The sequence below is a fragment of the Gottfriedia acidiceleris genome, assembly GCF_050457485.1.
Lineage (GTDB): Bacteria > Bacillota > Bacilli > Bacillales > Bacillaceae_G > Gottfriedia > Gottfriedia acidiceleris_D.
The window spans coordinates 123,853-150,149 of the sequence record NZ_JBCMJM010000018.1; the positions used below are offsets into that span (position 1 = coordinate 123,853).

At 32.4% G+C, this 26,297-nt stretch carries 29 protein-coding genes; 10 read left to right on the forward strand and 19 right to left on the reverse strand.

Features of this window, described 5'->3' with window-relative positions; translation table 11 throughout:
* Positions 1-34: 34 nt before the first annotated feature.
* From ABEY15_RS19970 to ABEY15_RS19980, 3 genes are read left to right on the forward strand one after another with little or no spacing between them, the layout of a single operon-like run.
* Positions 35-418: a GntR family transcriptional regulator gene (locus ABEY15_RS19970; RefSeq protein WP_429891817.1), complete on the forward strand. Its 384-nt coding sequence runs from the start codon at positions 35-37 to the stop codon at positions 416-418.
* 1 nt (position 419) lies between these two features.
* Positions 420-1,298: an ABC transporter ATP-binding protein gene (locus ABEY15_RS19975; protein ID WP_429891818.1), complete on the forward strand. Its 879-nt coding sequence runs from the start codon at positions 420-422 to the stop codon at positions 1,296-1,298.
* On the forward strand, positions 1,291-2,292 hold the full coding sequence (locus ABEY15_RS19980) for an ABC transporter permease subunit (RefSeq protein ID WP_429891819.1): 1,002 nt from the start codon (positions 1,291-1,293) through the stop codon (positions 2,290-2,292). Before ABEY15_RS19975 ends, ABEY15_RS19980 begins: the two co-directional genes overlap by 8 nt.
* 78 nt (positions 2,293-2,370) lie before the next feature.
* Here ABEY15_RS19980 and ABEY15_RS19985 read toward each other — a convergent pair whose 3' ends face one another.
* Positions 2,371-3,669 carry an NCS2 family permease gene (locus ABEY15_RS19985; protein ID WP_331221967.1) on the reverse strand — a complete coding sequence of 433 codons (1,299 nt, stop codon included), beginning with the start codon at positions 3,667-3,669 and terminating at the stop codon, positions 2,371-2,373.
* Positions 3,670-4,036: 367 nt separating this feature from the next.
* Complete coding sequence (locus ABEY15_RS19990; protein ID WP_429891820.1) at positions 4,037-4,336, reverse strand: hypothetical protein; 300 nt, start codon at positions 4,334-4,336, stop codon at positions 4,037-4,039.
* 363 nt (positions 4,337-4,699) lie between these two features.
* On the opposite strand from ABEY15_RS19990, the gene ABEY15_RS19995 reads away from it, so the two are divergent.
* The gene (locus tag ABEY15_RS19995) at positions 4,700-5,173 is read left to right on the forward strand and encodes a hypothetical protein (protein WP_429891821.1); all 474 of its coding nucleotides are present in this window, start codon (positions 4,700-4,702) and stop codon (positions 5,171-5,173) included.
* A 127-nt stretch (positions 5,174-5,300) separates the two neighbouring features.
* Here ABEY15_RS19995 and ABEY15_RS20000 read toward each other — a convergent pair whose 3' ends face one another.
* The 15 genes from ABEY15_RS20000 to ABEY15_RS20070 all read right to left on the reverse strand — a co-directional run bounded on the left by ABEY15_RS20000 (position 5,301) and on the right by ABEY15_RS20070 (position 19,050).
* Entirely contained in the window at positions 5,301-6,245 is a 945-nt protein-coding gene (locus ABEY15_RS20000) for a nucleoside hydrolase (RefSeq protein ID WP_429891822.1), read from the reverse strand.
* A gap of 367 nt (positions 6,246-6,612) precedes the next feature.
* Positions 6,613-7,086: a GNAT family N-acetyltransferase gene (locus ABEY15_RS20005; RefSeq protein WP_429891823.1), complete on the reverse strand. Its 474-nt coding sequence runs from the start codon at positions 7,084-7,086 to the stop codon at positions 6,613-6,615.
* 63 nt (positions 7,087-7,149) lie between these two features.
* Positions 7,150-7,959, reverse strand: coding sequence for a TrmB family transcriptional regulator (locus ABEY15_RS20010; protein WP_429891824.1), 810 nt, complete (start codon positions 7,957-7,959; stop codon positions 7,150-7,152).
* 310 nt (positions 7,960-8,269) lie between these two features.
* A complete protein-coding gene (locus ABEY15_RS20015; RefSeq protein ID WP_429891825.1) occupies positions 8,270-9,577 on the reverse strand; it encodes a pyrimidine-nucleoside phosphorylase in 1,308 nt (435 codons plus the stop codon).
* 96 nt (positions 9,578-9,673) lie between these two features.
* The gene (locus tag ABEY15_RS20020; RefSeq protein WP_429891826.1) at positions 9,674-10,492 is read right to left on the reverse strand and encodes a purine-nucleoside phosphorylase; all 819 of its coding nucleotides are present in this window, start codon (positions 10,490-10,492) and stop codon (positions 9,674-9,676) included.
* A 13-nt stretch (positions 10,493-10,505) separates the two neighbouring features.
* Positions 10,506-11,687: a phosphopentomutase gene (deoB, locus tag ABEY15_RS20025; RefSeq protein ID WP_429891827.1), complete on the reverse strand. Its 1,182-nt coding sequence runs from the start codon at positions 11,685-11,687 to the stop codon at positions 10,506-10,508.
* Positions 11,688-11,972: 285 nt separating this feature from the next.
* On the reverse strand, positions 11,973-12,674 hold the full coding sequence (locus ABEY15_RS20030) for a TerC family protein (protein ID WP_429891828.1): 702 nt from the start codon (positions 12,672-12,674) through the stop codon (positions 11,973-11,975).
* A 325-nt stretch (positions 12,675-12,999) separates the two neighbouring features.
* Entirely contained in the window at positions 13,000-13,746 is a 747-nt protein-coding gene (gene map / locus ABEY15_RS20035; protein ID WP_429891829.1) for a type I methionyl aminopeptidase, read from the reverse strand.
* Positions 13,747-13,912: 166 nt separating this feature from the next.
* On the reverse strand, positions 13,913-14,839 hold the full coding sequence (gene xerD, locus ABEY15_RS20040; protein WP_098565937.1) for a site-specific tyrosine recombinase XerD: 927 nt from the start codon (positions 14,837-14,839) through the stop codon (positions 13,913-13,915).
* 6 nt (positions 14,840-14,845) lie between these two features.
* Positions 14,846-15,064 (reverse strand): YqzK family protein, encoded by a 219-nt coding sequence (locus tag ABEY15_RS20045; RefSeq protein WP_056466929.1) that lies wholly within the window; start codon positions 15,062-15,064, stop codon positions 14,846-14,848.
* A gap of 202 nt (positions 15,065-15,266) precedes the next feature.
* Positions 15,267-15,716, reverse strand: coding sequence for a Fur family transcriptional regulator (locus tag ABEY15_RS20050; protein WP_056466931.1), 450 nt, complete (start codon positions 15,714-15,716; stop codon positions 15,267-15,269).
* Positions 15,717-15,783: 67 nt separating this feature from the next.
* Positions 15,784-16,434 carry a stage II sporulation protein M gene (gene spoIIM / locus ABEY15_RS20055; RefSeq protein WP_069031790.1) on the reverse strand — a complete coding sequence of 217 codons (651 nt, stop codon included), beginning with the start codon at positions 16,432-16,434 and terminating at the stop codon, positions 15,784-15,786.
* A 266-nt stretch (positions 16,435-16,700) separates the two neighbouring features.
* Positions 16,701-17,567 carry an alpha/beta fold hydrolase gene (locus ABEY15_RS20060; protein WP_429891830.1) on the reverse strand — a complete coding sequence of 289 codons (867 nt, stop codon included), beginning with the start codon at positions 17,565-17,567 and terminating at the stop codon, positions 16,701-16,703.
* A gap of 172 nt (positions 17,568-17,739) precedes the next feature.
* Positions 17,740-18,426 (reverse strand): DUF975 family protein, encoded by a 687-nt coding sequence (locus tag ABEY15_RS20065; protein ID WP_429891831.1) that lies wholly within the window; start codon positions 18,424-18,426, stop codon positions 17,740-17,742.
* Positions 18,427-18,504: 78 nt separating this feature from the next.
* Positions 18,505-19,050 carry an NUDIX domain-containing protein gene (locus ABEY15_RS20070; protein WP_429891832.1) on the reverse strand — a complete coding sequence of 182 codons (546 nt, stop codon included), beginning with the start codon at positions 19,048-19,050 and terminating at the stop codon, positions 18,505-18,507.
* Between the two features lie 90 nt (positions 19,051-19,140).
* Here ABEY15_RS20070 and mciZ point away from each other — a divergent pair, with 90 nt between their 5' ends.
* On the forward strand, positions 19,141-19,290 hold the full coding sequence (mciZ, locus tag ABEY15_RS20075; RefSeq protein ID WP_429891833.1) for a Z-ring formation inhibitor MciZ: 150 nt from the start codon (positions 19,141-19,143) through the stop codon (positions 19,288-19,290).
* 37 nt (positions 19,291-19,327) lie between these two features.
* Positions 19,328-20,236 (forward strand): aldo/keto reductase, encoded by a 909-nt coding sequence (locus ABEY15_RS20080; RefSeq protein WP_429891834.1) that lies wholly within the window; start codon positions 19,328-19,330, stop codon positions 20,234-20,236.
* A 28-nt stretch (positions 20,237-20,264) separates the two neighbouring features.
* Here the strand turns inward: ABEY15_RS20080 and ABEY15_RS20085 are convergent, their stop codons facing one another.
* Entirely contained in the window at positions 20,265-20,762 is a 498-nt protein-coding gene (locus ABEY15_RS20085; protein ID WP_429891835.1) for a GrpB family protein, read from the reverse strand.
* A gap of 363 nt (positions 20,763-21,125) precedes the next feature.
* Here ABEY15_RS20085 and ABEY15_RS20090 point away from each other — a divergent pair, with 363 nt between their 5' ends.
* The 4 genes from ABEY15_RS20090 (at position 21,126) to hcp (ending at position 25,928) form a co-directional block, all read left to right on the forward strand.
* Positions 21,126-21,602 (forward strand): MarR family winged helix-turn-helix transcriptional regulator, encoded by a 477-nt coding sequence (locus ABEY15_RS20090; RefSeq protein WP_429891836.1) that lies wholly within the window; start codon positions 21,126-21,128, stop codon positions 21,600-21,602.
* Positions 21,602-23,119 carry an MDR family MFS transporter gene (locus ABEY15_RS20095; protein WP_429891837.1) on the forward strand — a complete coding sequence of 506 codons (1,518 nt, stop codon included), beginning with the start codon at positions 21,602-21,604 and terminating at the stop codon, positions 23,117-23,119. Before ABEY15_RS20090 ends, ABEY15_RS20095 begins: the two co-directional genes overlap by 1 nt.
* Before the next feature lie 175 nt (positions 23,120-23,294).
* Positions 23,295-24,374, forward strand: a complete 1,080-nt coding sequence (locus ABEY15_RS20100; RefSeq protein ID WP_429891838.1) for a glycerophosphodiester phosphodiesterase — start codon at positions 23,295-23,297, stop codon at positions 24,372-24,374.
* Positions 24,375-24,638: 264 nt separating this feature from the next.
* The gene (gene hcp, locus ABEY15_RS20105) at positions 24,639-25,928 is read left to right on the forward strand and encodes a hydroxylamine reductase (protein ID WP_429891839.1); all 1,290 of its coding nucleotides are present in this window, start codon (positions 24,639-24,641) and stop codon (positions 25,926-25,928) included.
* A gap of 174 nt (positions 25,929-26,102) precedes the next feature.
* Here the strand turns inward: hcp and ABEY15_RS20110 are convergent, their stop codons facing one another.
* Positions 26,103-26,285 (reverse strand): hypothetical protein, encoded by a 183-nt coding sequence (locus ABEY15_RS20110; protein WP_429891840.1) that lies wholly within the window; start codon positions 26,283-26,285, stop codon positions 26,103-26,105.
* Between the last annotated feature and the right edge of the window lie 12 nt (positions 26,286-26,297).

Genomic DNA, 26,297 nt, shown 5'->3' on the forward strand with positions numbered 1-26,297 from the left:
ATACACTTAAGAAAACATTTGAGGTGGTGATCCCTTGATTATTATTTTAGATCCAAGAAGCCATTTACCCCTTTGGGAGCAAATTGTTCTACAAACAAAAGAACAAATGCTAAGAAAGATTTTGGTAAATGGAGATAAACTTCCTTCCGTGCGTGAATTAGCAACTACATTGGTGATCAATCCAAATACTGTTAGTAGAGCCTATCAAGAACTAGAGCGCACTGGAGTCATCGAAACGATAAGGGGTAAAGGAACATTTGTAATTGGTTTAACAAAAGAGACTGTTTCAACAGATACCCTTTTAAAATATAAAAATAAACTTTCCAATTTATTAATTGATTGTTTAACAGATGGGGTAAAAGAGGAAGAAATAATTAATTGGGTAAAAGAGTTTTATTCTAATAAAGGAGCTGATTAGTTTGTTAAAAATCCATCATTTAAGTAAAAAACTCGATGAACATGAAGTGTTAAAAAATCTAAACTTTCAAATAGAAAAAGGTAAAATCACAGGATTAATAGGTAGAAATGGAGCTGGTAAAACGACTCTTTTAAGGACAATCGTTGGCATTCTATCTCCAGACGAAGGCTCAATAAGTATTGACGATGAAGAGATTAACGAATCACCTAATACTAGAAGACAAATTGCATATATGAGTGATTCTACAAATTTCATTAATCAATACAGTGTGAAAGAGCTTATTACAATCTACGAAAATTCATATCCAAACTTCAATAAACACAAATTTCTAGAAGCATTAAATAAATATAAATTACCTAATACTTCTCTACGTAAATACTCAAAAGGGATGAAAACACTTATCTATTTATTATTAACCTTTTCAACAGATGCAAAATATGTCATTTTAGACGAACCAACTAACGGTTTAGATCCAGTCGTTAAACGGACTGTTTTGCAATTAATAATTGAATATGCAAGTACAAACTCAGTCGGAGTGATTATTTCATCACATCATCTCGCTGAGCTCGAAAAAATAATTGATCAATATTTATTTATTAAAGATGGAAGAATTAATTCAATCTCTACAATGGAAGAAAGTACGAGTCAATTTTATAAATTACAAGTAGCATTTGAAAATGGTTTACCTAAAATATTTGAAGATGACCCGTCTATTTCTGTATTCTCAAAAACTGGCAAAGTAGCAATCATCATTATTAATGGAAATAAAAACGAATATATAAAACGAATGGAAAATGAAAATCCACTTCTTCTAGAAGAACTTCCATTGACATTAGAGGATTTATTTTTCATAAATGATGGAGGGGACTTATATGTTTAGTAAAGCATTGTGGCTAATAAATTCCAAACAATCTAGACTTGCACTTATTTTATTATATCTTGTCTATCTGATTATTCTTCCATTTAGCTATTACAATAACACTGATGAATTAAATCGAGCATTACTAACTAATCCAAGTGATCCATACCTATATATATCTGACTTTAGTATGCTAGCATTTATTTCACCGATCATTGTATTAATATTAAGTATTTTATTAATAGGAATTGGACGAAATACAGGAGGAATTGATTTCCAATTTTCGCTTCCTTATTCACCTAGACAACTTTATTTATCAAAATGGGCATTTGGAATTGCTCATATTTTTATGGCGACTGTTGGATTAATTATTTTAACTCTATTAATCCATTTCAATACTAATCTACACAAATATATTGATGCTTCATCATTTGTAACTATTTTTTCTGTCATATTCCTATTTACGATTGCTTTTTTTACAATTGGTCTATCGATTGGAACAATTACAGGTCATTATTTTTCTCAAACACTTTTCACTATTTTTACGATTTTCTCACCTAGTATTATCTATTTTAGTATTTATTCAAACTTAAATGGGATCTTTAACTATAATTTACCTGGCAATAGCTTTGAAAAAACGATTACTAGTTGGTCTATTCCATATCAAACAGGCCCACTATCAATTTCAAAGGATTTTAATGAACAAATCGTTCATTATCCAACTATAGACTACGGAAATTTAACAATCATTTCCCTTTATATCGTTGCATTTCTAATAATCGGTTTATTATGTTATAACAGATATGCGAATGTCAATAATGGCAAATTATTCGTTTATAAAAAATTCGGTTTATTCGTAAACGTCTTATTTGTATATCTTTCAGCGACTTTAATCGCTTTATTAACATCTACCATTGCGAATGGAAATAACACGATTATTTACGTGATTGGATTAATAATTGGTACCGTTGTTGGCTATTTCTTCTATAAACGTTTAAATAAATTTTTTGATTAATGTTTTTTAAAATCTAAATTTCAAAAAACAACAAATTAAAAAGCGCTGGTTCCAGGTAGAAGAATCAGCGCTTTTTTTTTATGAAATAAAGTTTAATGCAAATCGTACAAAGAATAATGCTGAAATTGCCACCATATATGGTGTGATTTCAGTTTTCTTACCTGCTGCCATTTTAACTAATGGATAAGCAATAAAACCGAATGCAATTCCGTCAATAATACTATATGTTAAAGGGATGAATGCTAAAATTAAGAAGGCTGGGATTGCCTCAGTAGGATCATCCAATTGAATATCTGTAATATGTTTAACCATTAATGAACCGATTATGATTAAGATTGGTGCAATTGCAGATGTTGGAATATATGCTATTAATGGCATAAAGAGTAAACATCCTAAAAATAAAAATCCAGTTACAACAGAAGTAAGACCTGTTCGACCACCTGAACTGATCCCTGCACTACCTTCAACAGCAATAACTGTTGGACTAGTCCCAAGTAAACCGGATAAAATAATACCAAACGCAGTTCCTTGAACAACCTTTTGTTGCTTATGCTCTTGGTTCATCATGCTTAATTGACCATGAATAATACCGATTGATTCAAATAATACAACCATCGTTAAGGAAAATACTGCAATCCAAAATGGAAAACTCAACACATGAGTAAAGGTCAGTTGTCCGACAACTTCACTAGCAGATTTCATTGTAATTTTTGTTGTATCATGTGCTTTTTCAATTCCACCATGTAAAATGAATGAAATGATCGTACCTAAAATAACTGTAATTAAAAAGTTTGCAGGCACATTTTTAATAAAAAGATAAATTGCAATACCTAGTGTAATAACTGTTGCTAAAACATCCACGTTTGTAAAATTTGCAATCGATACAAACGTACTTTCATTTTTTACAACAATTCCACCAGCTTGAAGACCGATAAACGTTAAGAAAAATCCAATTCCAACTGTAATAGCACTTTTTAGTGATAATGGAATCGCAGTTGTTAATTTCTTAATTAATTTTGTGAATGATAAAATTGATAATAAGATTCCACTTACAAATACAACAGCAAGTGCTTCTTTCCAATTCATTCCCATTTCTCCAACCATTGTATAAGTAAACAATGCGTTGATGCCCATTCCTGGAACTAATACTAAAGGTGAATTACTCCATAATCCCATCATAACGCTTCCAAAGAAAGCTGACAAAATAGTGGCAATCATTGCACCTTGGAACGGTATACCTGCATCATGCAAAATTGTACTATTAACGGACAAAATATAGACAAGTGTTAGAAATGAAACTGCACCTGCAATCAACTCCGTTTTAATGGTCGTACCGCTACCTTCAAGATTAAACTGTTTGTTCAATAAATTTTTCAAAGAAATTCCTCTCTTTTAGTGTCTCCCTCTCCCACCCATGCAACAAGGCACGATTACAATTATACTAAATTTAAGCAAATAATTAAACAAGAAAATAATTTTCTTTAGTGTTTTGATTTACAAATGCTTCATGATCACAACAATACTAACAGTTTTTCCACTTGTAAAAAATCTATGGTTATTTAGTGTTTCGTTTATGAAAGTTTTTTTTGATGATCAAGTTGATTGGAAATAAAAAAGTACTGAATACATATAAGAAATACATGGGCCTAAAGACCTCAAGATGTTAGACAACAACTTTGGTCCCTGCTGCCCGGAGTAATGCGAGCATCTCTAGTAGTAATCCCCTTACACAAAACAATAAATATTAGGCATTTCCGTAATAATCAGCTACATAGATAAAACCTTTTTTCCGAAGGATATAATTTTCTTCATTTAAAGAATAACATTTTGCGTGTTCATTTTTTAGGTATTCCTTATCCCCCTGATTATGTTCTTGGTCATCTGCAATTTCAGACTTCACGGCTAAAATAGGATGGCCATTAAAAAATACATGAGTCCTTAATGCAATTGATGGTGAAGAATGTAACACAAAAAATAAAATGATAGGTATTAATATTACCGGACTAAACATCAGGATTATTTCTTTCCACGTCGTTTGCCTCAATTTTACACCTCTTATTTCAAAAATAATAACTAGTTATCATTTTTTTCGTTAATTTAATAACTGAACTAATCTCAGGTCAGGTAGATTTGTTTTCAAGAATTTCAATTAATTTGTCTAATATTAATTCAATCTATTTTCCTTGATTATTTGATAATTCGCTAAAAACTTTATAACTCCTTTGTTCGACAATCACGTTCTATTTGAAATAGAAGGCCGATCATATATTAGATCTTATGTAAGTTAAATATGCCTTAGATGTATACCGATGATGTTAAAAAAATATAAGGATTCACTAATTTCTCCTATATTTTTTTAGCTTCATCCAATAAGATGGAATTATTGAATTAAAATAGGAGTGTTTTTTTGAAGGAATTATTTAAGAAAGTATCAGCAACAATTGGTTTTACATTGCTAGTTACAAGTCCCATTATCTTTCCAATGTTGTTTTTTATATTTGGGATGTCAACTGACGCCGATGGTACAGGGGCTGGTGGGGAATTATCAGGATCCTTTTACTTAACGATGTACTTGTTAGTATATTTTATTGCCATAATACTGATAACTTCTATTATTACTAAATTGATTATCAATAAAAGTATTGTATTAAAGCTTATTATCTGTACTGTTTTGTTGTTTTTACCCTTTATTTTTCAGAAATTTTCATACACTGAAATGTATGGCTTCCTATTCATTCCAATAGGGGTTATTTTATTAATCACTTTTGCAATCTATAATAAACTTGATAGGTGGAAAAAGCCTTTTGTATGGTTTTTGATCATCTTTCCTTATTTCATTTTTGCACTTATGTTATTAGGAAGCTTAAGCTTAAGTATTTAAAAAGATAATGGTTTAAAAATAAGCAAAAACAAACCCTTGCATAATACGGCAAGGGTATGACAAAAGTAGCAATTAAGCTAAAGTTCGAATCAAATAATTTGATAATATTCTCGTTTAAATTTTCAACCTAGAATTTTTCCCCAGTCATAATTGACATAAAATCCTTATAAAATCCTTCATAATCTAATCCTACAGCGATATGTTGTTGAGGTCTCCCATCAAATTTCTCTGGAGTATCTGTTACACGAAAATCTGCAATACTTTGACCTCTAGCCGCATCTGTTGAATCAATTACAACAGCCGATTGATAGAATTTAAATAAATCACTACGTATGACTGCCATGAGAGTTACCGCATCATGAACTGGACTCCCTTTTATGCCGGGTACCTTCTTTTGATAGAAGTTGAAATAATAGTAATCTAATAATGGTTTTACAAGATCAGTTTTCCCTTTAGAATGAATATAATTGGCCATTGAAGGGGTTACGATGGCATTTTGCGTTACATTTAATGGGAAAATATATGCACCTTCTACATACTTCATAACGATATTAGCTGCGATTGGATCTCCATGAATATTCGCTTCTGCAATTGGTGTAACATTTCCTGGATATAGAAAGGCCCCACCCATGATATAGTAAGAATTCACACTTTTCATCAAGTCTTCGTATAAGATAAACAGAGTCGCTAGCGAGGTTAACCTCCCAGTATTCACAATAATAAGTTCATGCTTATACTGCTCAATCAAATCTATAACTTCACAAAAATTTTCTAAGTTCTCCAACTTTAAACCTGGATCGATTGGACCTAAACCGAATGGACCATGTATATCAAGGTAATAGGTTGGGACATCCCCCGTCATTGGTTTCTCAGCACCTCCATAGACTTTAACATATTCTTTTCCCGACCTTTTAAGTAAAAACCGAACATTCCTAGTCGTTTCTAATTTAGATACATTCCCATAATCCGCCACAATCCCAATGACATCAATATCTTCCGTTAATCGTGCATAAACCAAAGCGATCGCATCATCAATACCTACATCACCGAAGAATAACACTTTCTTTCCCATTAGATTAACTCCCTTTATATCAAACTTCGGAACATTTCTTTTATTATTTATTCCTTTGATATAAAGGTATGTTGTTATCTATTTGAAAATTATAAAAAACATCCTATCTTTTCGCTATAGGATGTTTTTTTACTTTATTAAACAACAATTGGATTAATTTTCTAGTTATTAGAAGATACCTTTGTAGTTACTTTGTTTAAAATAAAATATTTACACTTTCTGCAAGTACTATGTAAATTATTATGATTTTAAAAATTATTATTAAACTAAAACTTGAAAAGAAACCTGCCAATCTTGTAAATAAAAAAGTGCTACCTATGTCCGAACTTTTTGTTTAACTAAAGTACTGCATTAGTTTTATAGAATGTCACTTGTTTAATAAATCTAGTTCCAAATACAGCGCTCCTTCAATAGGATTAAATCTATAAGGTTCAATTCGATAAAATCCCAAAGATTCATATAGTGAGATTGCTGGCTTCATTTTTGAAAGAGTATCCAATCTCATGAAATGATAGTCTAGTTGTTTGGCTTCCTTAATAATAGATGAAGCTAAAGCCCTTCCTGTCCCTTTTCCATTAAGGTTTGGTTTTACGTATAACCTTTTCATTTCACATATATCTTTATCTATTTTTCTTAAAGCGACACATCCCGCTGGCTGACCTTCATGCATAGCCACTAGGATACATCCTTCGGGAGATTCGTATTTACCCGGAATATTTTTCAATTCTTCTTCAAAATTTTGGAATTCTAAATTGATATCTAATGATTCAGCATACTCAATGAAAAGATTTCTGACTTGTTTAAAGTCATCAACTGTATAAGCCTTTACAATACTTACCATATAATTTCTCCCCTTACATATTAACTAACCTGGCAGTTTATTTTAATACAATTAACAATCTAATTATCTCTTCACGTTGCGAACAATATAAGTTAACAAATTATCCTTTTCCCAAAATGAATTCAACGTATTATTTCCTAATTTGTCATTAACAACTTTAAGCATCATATCGTGTCGAATATATTCTTTAGCTAATAAAATTAACATTGGTTCAGTAGTTTGAATAGCCTGTGGGATTTGACCGTCGATAAAGCCCGCAGCTAATACCTCTTGGTTATCCTGAATAGCAATCGTTAGTCGTTGACCCATTCTGCGTTTCTCAATCGAAGAAGTATTTGGACTGTGATAAAACGAATTTCCAAAAGATGAGGTTTCCTGGTCGCTAAAGAGCAATGAAAACATTGTAATTCCATTTTCTTGAACTTCTTCGGCACAATTACGTAATTCTTCTAGTTCACTTTCCCATGCTGAAAGCCAAACTTCATCCTTTGCATTTCTCATTAATTTTTCTATAGTATTTATAATTTGCTTACGTCCTTCCAGATGCTTAATTACATTGGTTGCTACTGGCTTTTCAATTGCTTCTAATTCATTTTCTAAAAAAACGAACGTTTCATCAGCCTTCTTTTTTCGACTCGTCAGCAATTCTTTTACTGGAATTGGAATATATGTTGGTGGTTCAGTTCGTAACTCTGTAATAGCTTCCTTTGCTACTAATTTTGCAATGACCGAATACACCATTGACCGAGGTACACCACTCTTTTTGCTAATTTCATAACCATTTATAGATGACTCTTTTAATAGAGCTATGTAAACCTTTGCTTCATTTGTTGAAAAACCTATTTCCTCAAACTTCTCAATTAGATGATCCATTATTACCTCCTTGATAGTAGTTATCGTTATTACTACTTTAATCAAATTGATATATATTGTCAATAAATACGTAGTAATAATTATTACTACTTATAATATATATAATTTCTTATTAAACTTCACAATATGAAAAAAAAAGTACCGAGAATATTAAGTAGTGGATTTAAACGAATGTTCTCGACACCTTCGGAAAAAGAGGTAAGTTTTTAATCCCCACTGGAGAGTCTTTAGATCTCGCCTGTAGAAATCAATTACAGTAAGTAAAAAAAAAAGCTATTCTCATCTTTAGAGAATAGCTTTTAAGAAATTTTTAAGCTTCCATAATTAAATCGTAAACTAATGTAGGTTCTTCTACTTTTTCAGTAGAAATTTTAATGTTTTCTAGTAAGTCTTTTTCAACTTCACTAATATCTTCTGTACTTGAATATACAGTAACTAATGAATCGCCTTTTTTAACTGCTTCGCCTACTTTTTTGTTTAGCATTAATCCAACAGCTAAGTCAATAACAGATTCTTTTGTTGCACGTCCTGCGCCTAATTTCATAGCTGCTGTTCCAACTGCATCAGCAACGATTTGGGAAACATAACCGTCCTGCTGTGCAACTACTTCTTGTACATATTTAGCTTGAGGTAGTTTTGATGGATCATCTACTACTGAACCGTCTCCACCTTGAGCTACTAAAAATGCTTTAAATACTTCTAAAGCTTTTCCGTTTTTCATATTTTCTAGAAGTTTAGCTCTTGCTTCTTCTATTGTTTCAGCTTTTTTAGCTAATACAACCATTTGGCTTCCTAATACTAAGCATAATTCTTCTAAATCTTTTGGACCTTCACCTTTAAGAGTATCAATTGCTTCTTTCACTTCTAATGAATTACCAATTGCAAAACCTAATGGTTGGCTCATATCAGAAATAACTGCAACTGTTTGTCTTCCAACGTTGTTACCAATCTTAACCATCGCTTTAGCTAAATCGCGTGCATCATCAATATCTTTCATAAATGCACCTGCACCAGTTTTAACATCTAAAACAATTGCATCTGCACCTGCAGCGATTTTTTTACTCATAATTGAACTTGAAATTAATGGAATTGAGTTAACAGTTGCTGTTACATCACGTAGTGCATATAACTTTTTGTCAGCAGGTGTTAAATCTCCTGTTTGTCCGATAACGGCTAATTTAATATCATTTACTTGTTTAGTAAATTCTTCTTCAGTTAATTCAACATGGAAGCCTTCTACAGCTTCTAATTTATCGATTGTACCACCAGTGTGACCTAAACCACGTCCGCTCATTTTTGCAACTGGAATATCTAAAGAAGCTACTAATGGACCTAATACAAGTGTAGTTGTATCACCTACTCCACCAGTTGAATGCTTATCAACTTTGATTCCTTCAATGTTAGAAAGGTCAATTGTATCACCAGAATGTACCATAGCCATTGTTAAATCACTATATTCTTTTTCAGTCATACCTTTTAAGAAAACTGCCATTGCAAAAGCACTCATTTGATAATCGGGTACACTGCCATCTGTGAAACCTTTGATTACAAAATTAACTTCTTCTGTTGTTAATGTTTTTCCGTCACGTTTTTTTTCGATTAAATCTACCATTCTCATTTTGAAACGCCTCTTTCTAATTTGTATATATTACGTCTAATGAAAAGTGACTTCCACATAATGTAGAAGTCCTTTTATATTTCGTTAACTTTTGAATTAACCGATTTTACGAATAATCTCTTTTACTAATGATAAAAATGATGCTCTTACTCTTTGTGTTGTTTCAATAACTTCTTCATGGTTTAGCGGTTGGTCTAAAATGCCCGCTGCCATGTTTGAAATACATGAAATACCTAGAACTCTTAATTCAGCATGACGTGCTACAATTACTTCAGATACAGTTGACATCCCAACAGCATCAGCACCCAATGTTCTAAACATGCGAATTTCAGCTGGAGTTTCATAAGATGGTCCTGTCAGTGCCGCGTAAACTCCTTCTTGAAGTTTTACATTTACTTCACTAGCAGCACTTTTAGCAAGTTCTCTTAATTCACGGTCATATGGATAAGACATATCTACAAAACGAACGCCTAGCTCTGGGTTATTTGGTCCGATTAGTGGACTAGTACCAGTAAAATTAATATGGTCTGTAATTAACATTAAATCACCAGGTTCGTATGAAGTATTAACTCCACCTGCAGCATTCGTTACGATTAATTTTTCTACGCCTAATTCTTTCATGATACGTACAGGTAATGTAACTTTTTCCATGCTATATCCTTCGTAGTAGTGAACTCTTCCTTGCATTGCTACTACTTCGATACCGTGTATCGTTCCAAAAACTAGTTGTCCTTCATGCCCTTCTACTGTTGATGTTGGGTATTCAGGAATCATATGATACGGTATTTTTTCTTGGTTTTCTATTTCATCAACAAGAACTCCTAAACCTGATCCTAAAATCAATCCAATTTTAGGCTGTCTGTCAACTTTACTTTTAATAAACTCAGCGGCTTTATCGATATTTTCTTTATTCATATGTAACTCCACCTTATCTCAATTTTTCAAAAAAACTTGATCCATGTGATGGCATTGCAACTTTAAAGTTTTCTGCAATGGTTGCTCCAATATCAGCAAAAGTTTTTGGTATTTCTAATTCTTTACCTTCTGAAAACTGTTTACTATAAACTAGTAATGGAACATATTCTCTTGTATGGTCTGTACCAGTATATGTCGGATCATTTCCATGATCGGCAGTAATCATTAATAAATCATCTTCTTTTAATAAATCAAATACTTCAGGTAATCTTGCATCGTATTCTTCTAATGCTTTACCGTAACCTAGTGGATTTCTTCTATGACCGTATACTGCATCAAAATCAACTAAATTTAGGAAGCTTAAACCAGTGAAGTCCATTTTTAATGTTTCAACTAATTTATCCATACCGTCCATATTTGAAACAGTACGTAATGCTTTCGTAATTCCTTCACCATCGAAGATATCAGCAATTTTACCAATAGAAATTACATCAAAATTTGCATCTTTTAATTCATTCATAACAGTACGTCCAAATGGTTTTAATGCATAGTCATGACGATTTGGTGTACGTTTGAAGTTTCCAGGCTCACCTACAAATGGTCTCGCGATCACACGACCAATCATGTATGGATCATCTAATGTTAATTTACGCGCTATTTCACAATAACGATATAAATCTTCTAAAGGAACAACTTCTTCATGAGCTGCAATTTGTAAAACAGAATCAGCAGATGTATAAACGATTAAATCACCTGTTTTCATATGCTGTTCACCAAGTTCAACTAATATCTCGGTTCCAGAAGCAGGTTTATTTCCAATTATTTTACGATCAAAATGGGTTTCCAATTCGCTTATTAATTCTTTAGGGAATCCATCAGCAAAAACTTTAAATGGCTTATCAATGTGAAGACCCATGATTTCCCAATGTCCAGTCATTGTATCTTTACCAACTGATGATTCTTCCATTTTTGTGTAATAAGCAAGTGGCTTTTCAGCCTTTGGAACCCCTTTCAATTCTCTAATATTACTTAATCCTAGTTTTGCCATGTTCGGCATATGTAAACCATTCATTTCTTCAGCAATATGGCCTAGTGTATCTGAACCAACATCATTAAATTTTTCTGCATCAGGAGCTTCTCCGATCCCTACAGAATCCATAACAACGAGGAACACTCTATTAAATTTTCTATTCATTTGTTTTCCTCCTAACTCATCGAAACAAACTGAAACTTAAATGATAGCGTCAGATGTCTGACAACTAAAGTATACTTATTGTCCTAATTCTTTTCAAGAATTATATTTTCCAATTTGTGTCTATTGATACTATAATTCCCCAGAATACTGTTAATTTGACATAAATATTTCATAATTATTTTCTTTTTTTAGTCGCTAATAAAAATGATATGCGAAAATTTCTTCTTACATACTGTATTGCAAAAATAAAAAGCCCAAGCTTTATAAGCTGGGGCTTTTAGCGAATTATGCTGTTTGATTTTCTGAACTAGCAACTTGATGTTTTTGTGCTTTTCTTTTAGCAACTATTGTACCAGCTGCAATTACGATTGCAGTCATGGCAATTTTGAACGCTAAAGCAATTGTATTATTTTCAAAAGCATCGTTAATCATTTTTTCATGAGTAATCATACCAGCTGCTGTCCAAGCTAAGATACCTGAACCAATTGTTGTAATAATTGGGTATTTGTTCATAATTTTCATTAATAATGAGCTTCCACCAACAATAATTGGAATTGAAATTAAAATACCAATTACGATTGCAACTAAGCTACCATGTGATACACCAGCTAAAGCTAAAACATTATCAAGACTCATTAACGCATCAGCAATAATGATTGTTCGAACTGCTCCCCATAATGTTGCACCACTTTTAACTTCACCATGTCCTGAATCATCGACTAATAATTTAAATGCAATCCATAATAACATTAAACCACCGATTGCATAAATGAACGGAATTTTTAATAAATACACGATTACTGCTGCAAATACTATACGTAGTCCAATTGCACCTAATGTACCAAATAATACTGCTTTTTTCTTTTGGTCTGCTGGTAAGTTTTTCGCTGCTAATGCGATTAGAATAGCATTGTCACCACTTAATAACAGGTCGATAAAAATTACATTCAATAGTACGCCAATACTTAATCCACCTAATAAATCCATGACTTTTCCCCCTTATGAAACTACTATTTTTAATTAAACAACCTGTACTTGTGACTACAAAATAAAAAGACCTTTGCCAATAGTTGTAGTTCTACGGCAAAGGTCTTGCTGAGCACACATATGTATGCCAACAAAGCCGATGAGAATCTCTTCTCATGTAATGACGACTTTGTTTCAGGATCTCTCCTGACGCTACTCCCCTTTGGAGTATTCGATTGTTTATTAATAATATAATAGTATTCTAGCTAGTCCATTATGTCAATAGATTTTTAATTGGTTTTTAATTATAGTTTTTATGCTTTTAATATCATTGTAAATAATTAACTTATTGCATTGTCAATATTTTTGGTCCATTACTTGTAATCGCTAAAGTATGTTCATATTGTGCTGAATTTTTTCCATCTCTTGTTCTTGCTGTCCAGGCATTTGAATCCATTGTTGAATGCCATGATCCTAAATTAATCATTGGTTCAATCGTAATGACCATCCCTTCACGCAGTCTTAAACCTTTACCTGCCATACCAAAATGAGGAACATATGGCTCTTCATGAAGAGTTGGTCCTATGCCGTGCCCAGTAAAATCACGCACAACAGAATATCCTAATGACTCAGCATAAGATTGAATCGCAAAACCAATATCACCAATACGGTTTCCTACTACAGCTTGCTCTATACCTTTATATAGGCATTCTTGCGTAACTTTTAATAAGTCCTTGTTTTCTTTAGCTATATTTCCTACACCGTATGTCCAAGCCGAATCAGCAAGCGCACCATTTAAATTTACAACCATATCAATCGTTACAATATCTCCATCTTTTAATGGTTTTTTACGGGGGAATCCGTGGCAAATCTCATCATTAATGGATGCACAAGTTGCATATTTATATCCTCTGTAACCTTTTTGCTCCGGTTTCGCACCATTTTCAGCTAAAAATTTTTCTACAAATTGATCGATTTCCCAAGTTGTAATCCCTGGTTTAATCATTTTTGCAATTTCCTTATGCGTAGCAGCTAATAAAGTACCTGCTTCATTCATTAAGTTAATTTCACGTTCAGTCTTAATTGTAATCATTTATTTCATCCTCTCAAGCAACCTAGTTTCAGTTCATACATGATTAATTTAATATATTATGCTTTTCATATTATAACAATCATTTTACAAGAAAAAAGAGCTTAATTTAAGCTCTTTAGTGTGCAGATTATGTTCTATTACCTTGAATTGACTATAACGTCTAGGTTTAAGCTCTTGGATGAAACTCTTTATAAACATCCTTAAGCCTATTTTTCGTTACATGTGTATAAATTTGAGTTGTAGATATATCTGCATGTCCTAGCATTTCTTGAACTGATCTTAAATCAGCGCCATTCTCTAATAAATGTGTTGCAAATGAATGACGTAAAGTATGCGGTGTTAATTCATGTTGAATATTTGCTTTTTCAGCTTGTTTTTTTAAGTTTTTCCAAAATCCTTGTCTAGACATTCGATTTCCATGATGATTTAAGAAAAATGCATCATTATTTTTTTTACCTTTTAATTCATTTCTTGACAATTTTAAATAATTTTCAATTGATTCAATCGCAAGTTTACCTAAAGGAATAATTCTTTCTTTACTTCCTTTACCTAAACATCGAACAAATCCCATTGTTAAATTAATGTCAGATAGATTTAATGATAATAACTCTGACACACGCATGCCAGTAGCATATAACAACTCTAACATTGCCTTATCTCTTAAACCAAATGTAGAGTGATCAGGTACTTCTAATAAAGCCTCTACTTCCTGTAGTGATAAAACCTTTGGAAGTACTTTTGGCGCTTTTGGAATTTCTATTAATAGTGAAGGATCGTCTTTCATACCATCGACCTCACGAATTAAAAATTGATGAAATGAGCGAATTGTTGCTAATTGACGAGCCATTGTTCGAGCTGTTAAATCTCTTTCTTTTAAATATTTTAAATAACTAATAATATGTAACCTAGTTATATTTGAGAGACCATTTATATTTTCAACAACGTCTAAATATTTTCCGTAGCTTTCTAAGTCCTTACTATATGATAGAATTGTATTTTTAGATAAACCTTTTTCAACTTGGATAAAATGGATAAAATCCTCCGTTGCAAAATCAAATTCTTTTTTAAAAGGTGTTTTATCAGTCGTTGTCACATTTCATTACTCCCCGTTTTGATAAAACCGTACCAATTGGTTAAAAGCACCATCCTTTTTATGAATGTCCACCTTTAACATTGAGCCTTCTGGTCGGTCATATCGATGCATATTTTCATATTCAGAATGAATCCATTGAATAGCAAAATAAAATAAAATTGTACATGTAATGAATAAAATTGTAACTTTTATTACATTAAAAACAATACTTGCTCTTTTTTTCATATGACCACCACCTTTTGCTAGAAGTAAAGACATCATTACTACATACTATGCAAAAATAGGACAAATCATACTTCAAAAAATCAACATTAATCATTCAGTGTCATTTTTTAGAACATGAAAAAGAGCAGACTCTTTTTATTGAACTGCTCCGTCTTTTAAGAATCAAAAATAAAATGATTTTAATTAAATTAAAATCATTTTACTACTCTTCGTTTTGATCATGGCAACGATGACATACACCATGAAATGATAATCGATGATCTTTAATTTTAAAATTCCAACGTTCTTCAACTGTCTTTTCAACTTCACTTAATAGATTTTCATGAATTTCATCTACTGCTCCGCAAACCGTGCAAATTAAATGATGGTGAAAATGTTGTGCACCTTCATGTCTTAAGTCGTATCTTGAAACGCCATCACCAAAATTTATTTTATCAACAATTGTTAACTCAGTTAGTAATTCTAACGTACGATAAACAGTAGCAAGTCCAATTTCTGGCGATTTTTCTTTCACTAGGAGGTAAACATCTTCTGCACTTAGGTGATCTTCTTCGTTTTCTAATAAAACACGAACAGTGGATTCCCGTTGTGGTGTTAATTTGTATCCTGCTAAATGTAGTTGTTTCTTTATTCGTTCAACTCGTTCTTCCATTCTTTTCACTCCCTCGCCACTTGATAATAATTATAACAAAGAAAGAGAAAGTGTCAAAAAATATTTGTTAATTTTTTGAAACAATTATTTCTGAGATGGCTTTTAAAAAATAAGTTGAACCATATGCTTCAATAATACTTGCAATACTTAAGCAAACCGCAACAACTCCAAAGACGATAGAATACGAGACTAACTGTTTCATAATTGGTTCATTATCATTTTTAATAAATTGTTTTCGAATCATTCGAATGGATAGCTGAACTGCTAAAACTGTTAATAGTATATATAATGGTAAAACGATCACATTTTGTGGAAAAACAGAAGAAAATGCTAATAAAATACCGTGCCAACCTAATTGATTGACTAAAAATCCAACTGTAAATCCAACTACCAATCCTTTCATAAATAATAAAATAAGAATGATTGGTAATCCGATGATTGAGATCCCTAAAACCCAAATCAATGCTAAAAACTTCAAATGAGAAGAATAGCTAGAAAGGAACACTTCATTTCCGCTAATATAATCACCATTATTAACTTGTCCAAAAAAATGTGTAATAAAGGATAGAATATCCTGCTTTTGACTCACATTCATACTATTTACGATGACTGCTCCAAATACTACACCAAAAAGTAAGATCACACTAACAAAAATATAGAGTGACAAATAATCTTTAACATGTTTTTTCATCGTTGATTTGACTGAGCTTCTTGTCATGATATCATCTCCTGGACTATATTCTCTCTTCATTTTATGAATGGACAAGTAATTTATTCTATTAATTTATAAAAGTTGGAAAATTAATAATAAAGAAAAAGTGTCTCTTGTTCCTATTTTATGGAGAGGAGTAATGATTTTTAGTTCCAGAAGGCTCCCTTTTCGTGGGGCGATCTTTTGATTACCAAATTGAATTATTTCAATAAAATTTTTGAAAAAATATAAAAAAGCTGTTAAAGTCAGCCAATGACTAAAACAGCTTTATTTTAATTTAATAATTCAATTTGTTTTTTTATGATATGACCGATCGATTTTGCATTTTCTTCATTATTACCATAAATAGTTGAATGAGTGTGGCCTTCTAATGTTTGACGGTTCCCTTGATTCGTTGTTTCACAATATTCATTATGATATTTTTCAACTTTATGTAGTAATTCCTTTTTCTTCTTCAGATTAAGCTGTAAACCACTTTGATTGGAAGCTGTTAATACTAGTAAAGGAATATTCATTTTAATTTTCAATGCGTCCTTTATACGTAAGTTACTATAATTTAGGTTTTTCCACTCACTGACAACAGTCTTCCAATGCTTATAGCTCTTAATTGCGCTAATCATTTCGAACTGATTATCTGGGGTAGTTTTCATTATTTTATTAATTAGCTTATTTGGAATTGCCTTAGTAAGATTAAATTGGTTCGCATTCTTCATCATTAACGCAAACTGATATAATAACTTATCATATAGTTTCTGCTCATGTTCCTCTAGAGTCGGATGTGTTGGGTCGAGTAAAATCATTGATTGGATAGCATTTGGAAAAAGCCGAGACAATTGGAATACAATGTATGCCCCTAGAGAATGTCCGACAGCAATTAATGGACTTTTAATATTTAATGCTAATAAAATATCATAGCATTCAAAAGCTTGTTGCTCTGTTGATCGTTCTGTTGTCCATATTCCACTTTTTCCATAACCTAAGCGATCGTAAGTTATAACTTTGGCATATTTACTCAACTCTTCTTGTAAATACTTCCACTGATGAAGAGTATGCATCATTCCACATTCTAAAAGAACTGTGACTTTTCCATCCCCTTTTACTCGAACGTGATATGTGCCAAGCTCACCATTAACAAACAATATTCTCACCTTCATCGTATTTGATTAGTTGTCTTATTGTATTCAATTTTCCTGTTTTCTATTTTATCTTTAATTCTTTAATTTTTGCTTAATAGAAATGCTGCTTTCGATATAAGTATTAAAACGTTAAAAAAAGACGTTAAAAAAATTAACGTCTTTAGTCTTAAGATTTTTAAATTGTTTCCTTTTTTTCTTCGTAGGCTTCTTTTACTTCTGCATAAAACTGAGCCTGAGAAGTATAAAAGTATGGTGCTACATAAAACAAAGCAAGCCCAAAAGTGATGATAACTAATAGACCCCAACCGATGAATGAAAGCCCTAGTAAAAAGAATTTCCATTTATACCCATCCATCATTCTTCTACTTAGTGTAATTGCATCCAACGCTTTCATTTCTGGATAATCTTTTAAAATATAGCCAACTTGTGAATAAGCGATTGATTTAATAATTCCAGGAATTATTAGTAAAAGAGTCCACAGTACTGTAAATAAAGTTACAAAGAATCCTACTAAAAATGCTCTAATAAATTGGTGTCCACTTTTAAAATAGTTAAACAAGTCCGATAAGCTTTTTTCCTCTTTACGAATTAGTTTTAAAAAGTAACTAATTAATCCATAACCAAGTAATGTATTAATGATCGCAGATATAACTTCAATTACTGTAAGTACTCCGCCTGGAATTAGTTCTTGTTGTTTAGAACTTGGAAATATAGTTCCAGTGTAATGCTTATCTACTGGCACATTGAGTAACATATAAATAAGTCCTTGTAATACACCAAAAACTACTAGCGTTAAAATCGCTTTTCCCCAATTACCGGATAAATGATTTTTAGCTGTTTTTTTAACTGACGAAATTCTCATCTACTCATCCTCTCAAAAAATGTCACTTTATTTTAACATGTTTATTACCATATTTTGAGAATTATTTTTAATTATTTTTTAATTTTGTTGTAATAATTGTAAATATTGGACTGCAAAACACGTTTTTGCATCATGGATTGAACCTTTTTTTAGCTCATCTAGACACTCGTCTAATGTTAACTCAAAAATTTCAACAAATTCATCTTCGTCTAAAGCAGCACTATTTTCTAATTTCGTTAAACCTTTTGCTACATATATATGTATATACTCATCTGCAAACCCTGGTGAAGTATAAAAAGATTGGATATGCTCCCAATTTGCTGCTTCATATCCAGTCTCTTCTTCTAACTCTCGTTTAGCCGTTACAAGTGGCTCTTCGCCTTTTTCTAATTTTCCTGCTGGAATTTCTAGAAGACTTCTTTCTAGCGCTTTTCGGTACTGCTCAACAAAAACAATTTTCCCCTCATTTGTAATTGGAATAACAGCCACTGCGCCGGGATGCTTTACGATTTCACGCGTACTTGTATTTCCATTCGGTAATTCTACTTTTTGGTGATAGAGTGATATAACTCTTCCTGTGAATACTTTTTCTTCTGTTAGTGTTTTTTCTTCAAATTTTTTCATTTTTTTCATCACCTTGTTCTATTTAATATGGTTGTCACATACATTTTATCATTTATTTCATTTAAATACTTTCTGAAATGAGGTAGTCTGATGAAAATGTGTATGACGGAAAATTCTGTTGTCCTTGTGGGCTCCAAAACAGAAATTTTAAAAACACTCGAAGTTATTGGTATGCAATATAAAACCGTTCAAGAATGGATTCAAAACTCCAAAGGCAAGTTTCTCTATGTTGTAAAATAATTCTCTTTTCCCTACAATTAAATTTGGAGGGATATATATGAAAAAACGTAAGCTTGGTTCTACTTTATTAGAAATATCCGAAATTGGTTTAGGCTGTATGTCTCTTGGGACAGAAGAAAATGAGGCGATTTCAACTATTCATGCTGCAATCGATGCTGGAATTAATTACTTTGATACTGCTGATTTATATGATTTTGGTAAAAATGAAGAAATTGTTGGAAAAGCTTTAAAAGGTCGTAGAGATCAAGTGGTTATTGCAACGAAAGTCGGAAACCGTTGGAATAATTCAAATGATAAATGGCATTGGGATCCTTCGAGAGCATATATTAAAGAAGCTGTAAAAGACAGTTTACGTAGGCTAAATACAGATTATATCGATTATTATCAACTTCACGGCGGGACAATCGAGGATCAATATGAAGAAACTATTTTTACTTTTGATGAACTAGTAAAAGAAGGCTTAATTCGCCATTATGGAATCTCTTCAATTCGTCCGAATGTCATTAATCGATTTGTAAATCATTCATCTATACAAGGTGTTATGATGCAATATAATGTACTAGAGCGTAGGCCTGAAGAATTTTTTCCGCTTTTTGAAAAACATCATATTTCTGTCATTGCACGCGGTTCCGTGGCAAAAGGGCTATTAACAAGTAAATGGGAAAAGAAACTATCTAACAAGGGCTATATGTCATTTTCAGAACAAGAATGTAATGAAACAATCCAAAAGCTTCTCCAACTTCTCGATGAGGAACAATCTCTACATAGCTTAGCTTTACAATATGTTCTTTCTCATAAAGTTGTTTCAGCATTAGCTGTTGGAGCTAGAAATAAAGAACAATTAGTAGATAATCTTAACGCTTACTTTGCAAAACCATTAAATTCACAACAAATCGCCCAAATAAAAGAAATTTCACTTCTTACGAAATATGAGGAACATCGTTAAGCCACTCCTTCCTTCCATGGAAGGAGTGTTATTTCTTCCATTTACTTGCTTTTCTATCGATTTCATCTAAAAATTCTTTTCGTCCTCTTTTATATTCTGATTTGTCTTTAGCAAGTTCTTTTTTTAATTTTATATATTCCATTGCTTGATCAGTATGCGCAATCATATATTCCCTAAATGCAATATTTCGTTCAACAGCAGCATTTCCTTTTGCGTATACTTGAATATGGAAACTACAATTATCATCACATTTGATAAAAAATCTTCTGTCTTGCTTAGATTGATCCCCCATTTGTTCGTAACCTAAGGTTTTTAAAACATTACTATACTCATCAAACTTTTTTAAGCATTTTACCACGATCATTAAGTCAATGATTGGCATCGCAAACATATTCGGAATTGAAGTACTCCCTATATGATAAATCGCTGCTTTCTCTGGTAATAACAGATCAATTGCCTTTTTTTCAGACTGAAAATCTTCTTCCCAGGAAGTACGATAAGGTACAATTTCAATATTCTTTTTCACCTGTGAACACCTACACTTTTTTCATTTACTTCCTTTTATAGCATTCGTTAAAGGACACTTAATTATTGAAAAAATTAATTGGTGAAGTAAGTGCATAAAAAAAGATCTGATATCATCGTGATTTTTTACCTATCTCCCAATCCCTAGAATTAAACTATTTCTATTTATCTAAACTAATCCATTTATCCTAAAACACACTTAAAAAATGTTCAAAAATCATAATTTAATACTAAATTAAATTTTGGTTAAAATACTCACAATTTCTACTTTATTTGGTTTCTTTGAATTATAATTATTTTAGTTACTAAGATATTTAGTTACGTTAACTTTTTATAGTACTTCCTATTTTAAGGAGAGAATGAAATGCCAGAAAAACCAATCATTCGAAGTGAATTTATTCCGTCTCTAATAATGGAATTTAGAAAATTTAGCACTTCAATCGTTCTTTTTAATGAAGGGCTTGCCTCAAACCTTCATTTAAATGCGACTGATTTACGATGTCGAGAATTACTTTGCCATACTGGTCCGATTACCGCTGGAAAGTTATCTCAATTAACACATCTAACTACTGGTGCTATAACAGGTGTTATTGACCGACTTGAAAAAGTCAACTTTGTTGAACGTATTCAAGATCCGAGTGACCGTAGACGAGTAATAATTCAACCTGTATATGAACGTGATGATGAATTAGCAGAGCTTTTTAAACCATTATCTGACTCTCTTTCTAATATTTTTAACCAGTATGATGACAAAGAGTTAACATTATTATCTAAATTTTGGAATGATATTAATGAATTGATTCCAAAAGAGACTAAAGAATTAAATAAGGGGGAAACTTAATGGTTTCAAAAGACAGCAAGGTTGGCTTTGTCGTAGCAGGTCTATTATTAGGAATGCTCATGGCGGCTATGGATAACACAATTGTTTCAGCTTCGATGCCGACAATTGTTGGAGAACTAGGTGGTTTAGATCAATTTATTTGGGTAACCTCTGCATATTTGGTTGCTACTATGGCAAGTATGCCGATATTTGGTAAGTTATCAGATATGTATGGACGTAAACGATTTTATTTATTAGGACTTTTAATTTTCTTAATTGGTTCTGCATTATGTGGAACAGCAAATAGCATTGTTCAATTAAGTGTTTATCGTGCGATTCAAGGAATTGGTGGTGGCTCACTAATGCCAATTGCATTTACTATTATTTTCGATATTTTCCCACCTGAAAAACGAGGGAAAATGACTGGTTTATTTGGTGCAGTTTTTGGTCTTTCTAGTGTATTTGGACCACTTTTAGGAGCATATATTACTGATCAAATTGATTGGCGTTGGATTTTTTATATCAACTTACCTTTAGGAATTATTTCTTTATATTTAATTTCTCAGTTTTATAAAGAAAATCTGCACCTTAGAAAACTTAAAATCGACTGGTTTGGTGCAATTACACTTATCGGTTCAGTTGTCAGTTTAATGTTTGCACTTGAACTTGGTGGAAATGAATACGATTGGAACTCTGGTCCAATTATCTCCTTATTTGCAATCTTTGCAGTACTGTTTATCGCATTTATTCTAATTGAAAGAAAAGTTGAAGAGCCAATTATTTCATTTAGCTTATTTAAAAAGCAGCTATTTGCGGCAACTCAAGGTGTTGCATTTTTCTACGGTTCTGCTTTTATTATTACGACTGTATTAATCCCACTTTTTGTTCAATCAGTTTATGGTGGTACAGCTACAAATTCTGGTATCATTCTTATTCCGATGATGCTTGGTTCTGTTGTAGGTAGCCAAGTAGCAGGACAATCGGTACGTAAATTTAGTTATAGAAGCATTATGTTAGTTTCAGTTGTTTTATTCTTTATTGGAATGTATTTATTAAGCACATTAAATACTGATACAGCTCGATCAACAGTAACGTTTTACATGATTATCGCTGGTCTTGGAATGGGTTGTTCATTCTCACTTTTAAGTATGGCAACTCAACACAAAATTGAACCTCAAAAACGAGGCATCGCTACATCAACAAATACTTTCTTTAGAACATTAGGTATGACAATTGGTGTTACTATTTTTGGTACAATTCAAAACCACGTATTTAAAAATAAAGTAAGTGATTTACTTGGTAATTTAGGTGCATTTGGCGGAAAAGTTGACTCACGTGCATTATTATCCGCTGATGCTAGAGCTAAAATTCCACCAGAAGTACTTCATAAAATCTCAGAAGCAATGGCTCATTCAGTTGCGACTACTTTTAAATGGACACTAATTCCGATTACTTTAGGTTTTATCGCGATTATCTTAATGGGTAAAGAAAAGTTAACTTTTGAAGTAAAAGAAAATAGAGCGAAAAAAGCTCAATAAAAATAAAGCCAAATCCTAGCTAAGATGGATTTGGCTTATTTTTTTCTCTAAAAAACTAATTATTTTTACAATTTTCAACATTTATTTACTTTTATTTATTATTTTAATCATTTGAACTTTAAATTTGTCATCTATTCTTATAGAGTAATAGATTTATATAAGGGGATGATTAAAATTGAATAGGAAAAAGTTAATTTTAGCAGCAATGACATCACTATTGGTATATTCAGGAGTTAGCCAAGTTTCAGCACAAACAACTTCTGCGAATCAGAATACGTTTAAGTCATTTGGACCAAAAGATTTTGACCTTCAAGCACATCGTGGAGGACTGGGGCTTACAGTTGAGTCAACTTTAGCTTCATTCTCTCATGCACTTGAACTCGGCGTAAGCACCCTTGAGCTTGACGTACAAATAACTGAGGACCATCAAGCTGTTATTACGCACGATCGTAAAATAACAGGTACAAAATGCTCTGACACGAAACCAGCATTCGTTGGTGATTCGGAGTACCCATACGTTGGAAAATACATAAAAGATCTAACGCTAGCTCAAGTAAGAACGCTCGATTGTGGTTCAAAAGGTCTACCCCAATTCCCTGGACAACAACTAAGTCCTGGTGCTCGTATGCCACTTTTAACCGAGGTATTTGATCTTGTAAAGAAGTACAATGCTAAAAAAGTGTGGATGAATATCGAAACAAAAGTTGAAGCTGGAGCACCAGAACAAACAGCTCCTCGAGAGGAATTTGTTCAAATCGTTGCCAAACAAGTACGTGAAGCTGGGATGTTAGACCAAGTGTCAATTCAAAGCTTTGACTGGGGTTCGCTCAAGCTTATGCATGAAGTTGAACCACGATTGCCTCTTGTTGCGCTAACAAATGGACCAGAATTTCTGCAACCTGGCAAACCTGGTAAATCACCTTGGTTAGGTGGAATCGATATTGATGATTTTGATGGGAATCTCGTTACTGCGGCTCATTCATTAGGTGTAAATGCAATTTCTCCAGTCCATGGGTTCCCACAGGATGGCAAAATTACAGATGCGAACTACACGCCTTATATTACTAAGAATATGGTTCAAGAAGCTCACCAGTACGGAATGAAGGTTATTCCATGGACAGTTGACGACCAACCAACTATGCAAAAGCTTATTGATGATGGTGTTGATGGAATCATAACAGATTACCCTGACCGACTACGTGATGTGATGAATCAGAATCATTTTAAGTTACCTAAAAGCTACTCCGCTAAGTAATATTTACCCTATAATTCTCTCAATTTATAATTTTTAAAATCAATCAAATGCTTTATTAAATCTAAATGTTGATTTTTGATAAAAAGGGCTGTCTATTTAGACACCCTTTTTATCATTCATTAAACTCATAAATGCTTAACATACGTATTTTTTAATCAAAATAATTTATTTATGAGTTTATAGATATCATGTGATTTAAGTCACAAATAACAATTATATCCCGCCGTATAATTAGGTTAGTAAAAATTGTTAGGGGGATGAATGATGTTTTGTAACCAATGTGAACAAACTCCAGATGGTGGTTGTAAAATTGTAGGTGTATGTGGAAAAGATGAAACAATTGCAAGTTTACAAGATACGATGGTTTATGGGTTAAAGGGAATTGCAGCTTATCGAACACACGCAGCTCAATTAGGGTATACTGATCCATTTGTTGACCAAGTAACCCATGAAGCTCTTTATATGACTTTAACAAATTCTAATTTTAACTTACAAGAACACATAGATATGGCTATGAAGGTAGGTAAAGCTGCAATTCGTGTAATGGAGCTTTTAGATGAAGCTCATATAAAACATTTTGGAATTCCTGAGCCTGTACAAGTTTCTTCTAATAAAATTGAAGGAAAATGCATTGTTGTTACTGGTCACAATTTATTTGCATTAGAAGAATTGTTAAAACAAACAGATGGTAAAGGTATACAAATTTACACTCACTCTGAAATGCTACCGGCTCACGGTTATCCTGCATTGAAAAAATATCCACATTTAAAGGGTAACATTGGAAAAGCTTGGTTTGATCAACGTCGTTTATTTGAAAAATTCCCTGGAGCGATTTTAGCAACTACAAACTGTGTGATGCCAATAAAGGGTAGTTATGCAGATCGCTTCTTCTCATATGAAGTGGCGGGATTAGAAGGAGTAACAAAGATTATAGAGGAAGATTTTTCACCATTAATTCAACGTGCTTTAGAACTTCCAGCAGCAAATATCGAATCAGAAGAAGTAATGACTACTGGATATCATCACGAAACAGTTTTGTCTATTGCGCCTGAAATTGTAGAAGCTGTAAAAAATGGGAAGATTCAACGCTTCTTTGTTGTAGCAGGTTGTGACGCCCCAGGTAAAGGTGGCGAATATTATCGTGAGCTTGTAACTTCCTTACCAAATGATACAGTAGTTTTAACAACATCTTGCGGTAAATTTCGCTTTAATGATGTAGACTATGGTACTGTAGCTGGTACAAACATTCCTAGATTTATAGATTTAGGGCAATGCAATAATTCAGTTTCAACAATTAAAATTGCGGCTGCATTAGCAGAAAGCTTTAATTGTAGTGTCAATGAATTGCCGGTAAGTATAATACTTTCTTGGTTTGAGCAAAAAGCTGTGGCCATTTTATTAGGGCTATTTAGTCTAGGAATCCAAGATATTCGAATCGGACCAAAAGCACCTGATTTTATTAATGAAGGCGTATTAAATGTATTAGTTGATACATTTGGTTTAAAATTAATTACAAATGCACAAGACGATTTGAAAACAATATTACAAGGTTAATAGCCTAATTGCACAAGGAACTTCTCTTAAATGAGAAGTTCTTTTTATTATTTTTGTTTCAGTTCCAATACCAATTAATGCTTAGCGTTTGTTCAATAATATCGAACGTATTTTTTCGGTTTATTACGTCTTGTTTCAAATACAAATGTACCAGAGGCACTAAAAAAACAACTATTAAAAAATAGTTGTTTTTTCACGCTGTTGAAAAACAACCTTGTCAATTAAATTACCAAATTTTCGTAAAAGGAGTAGAGTGATGTTGATTTCCACTACAGGATGCTCGCTTTCCATGGGGCGAGATTCTTTAGCCTTCCCGCTTATCCCATAGGAGTCGAGCATCCCTTTCGTTCCAATCAACTTATTCATCTA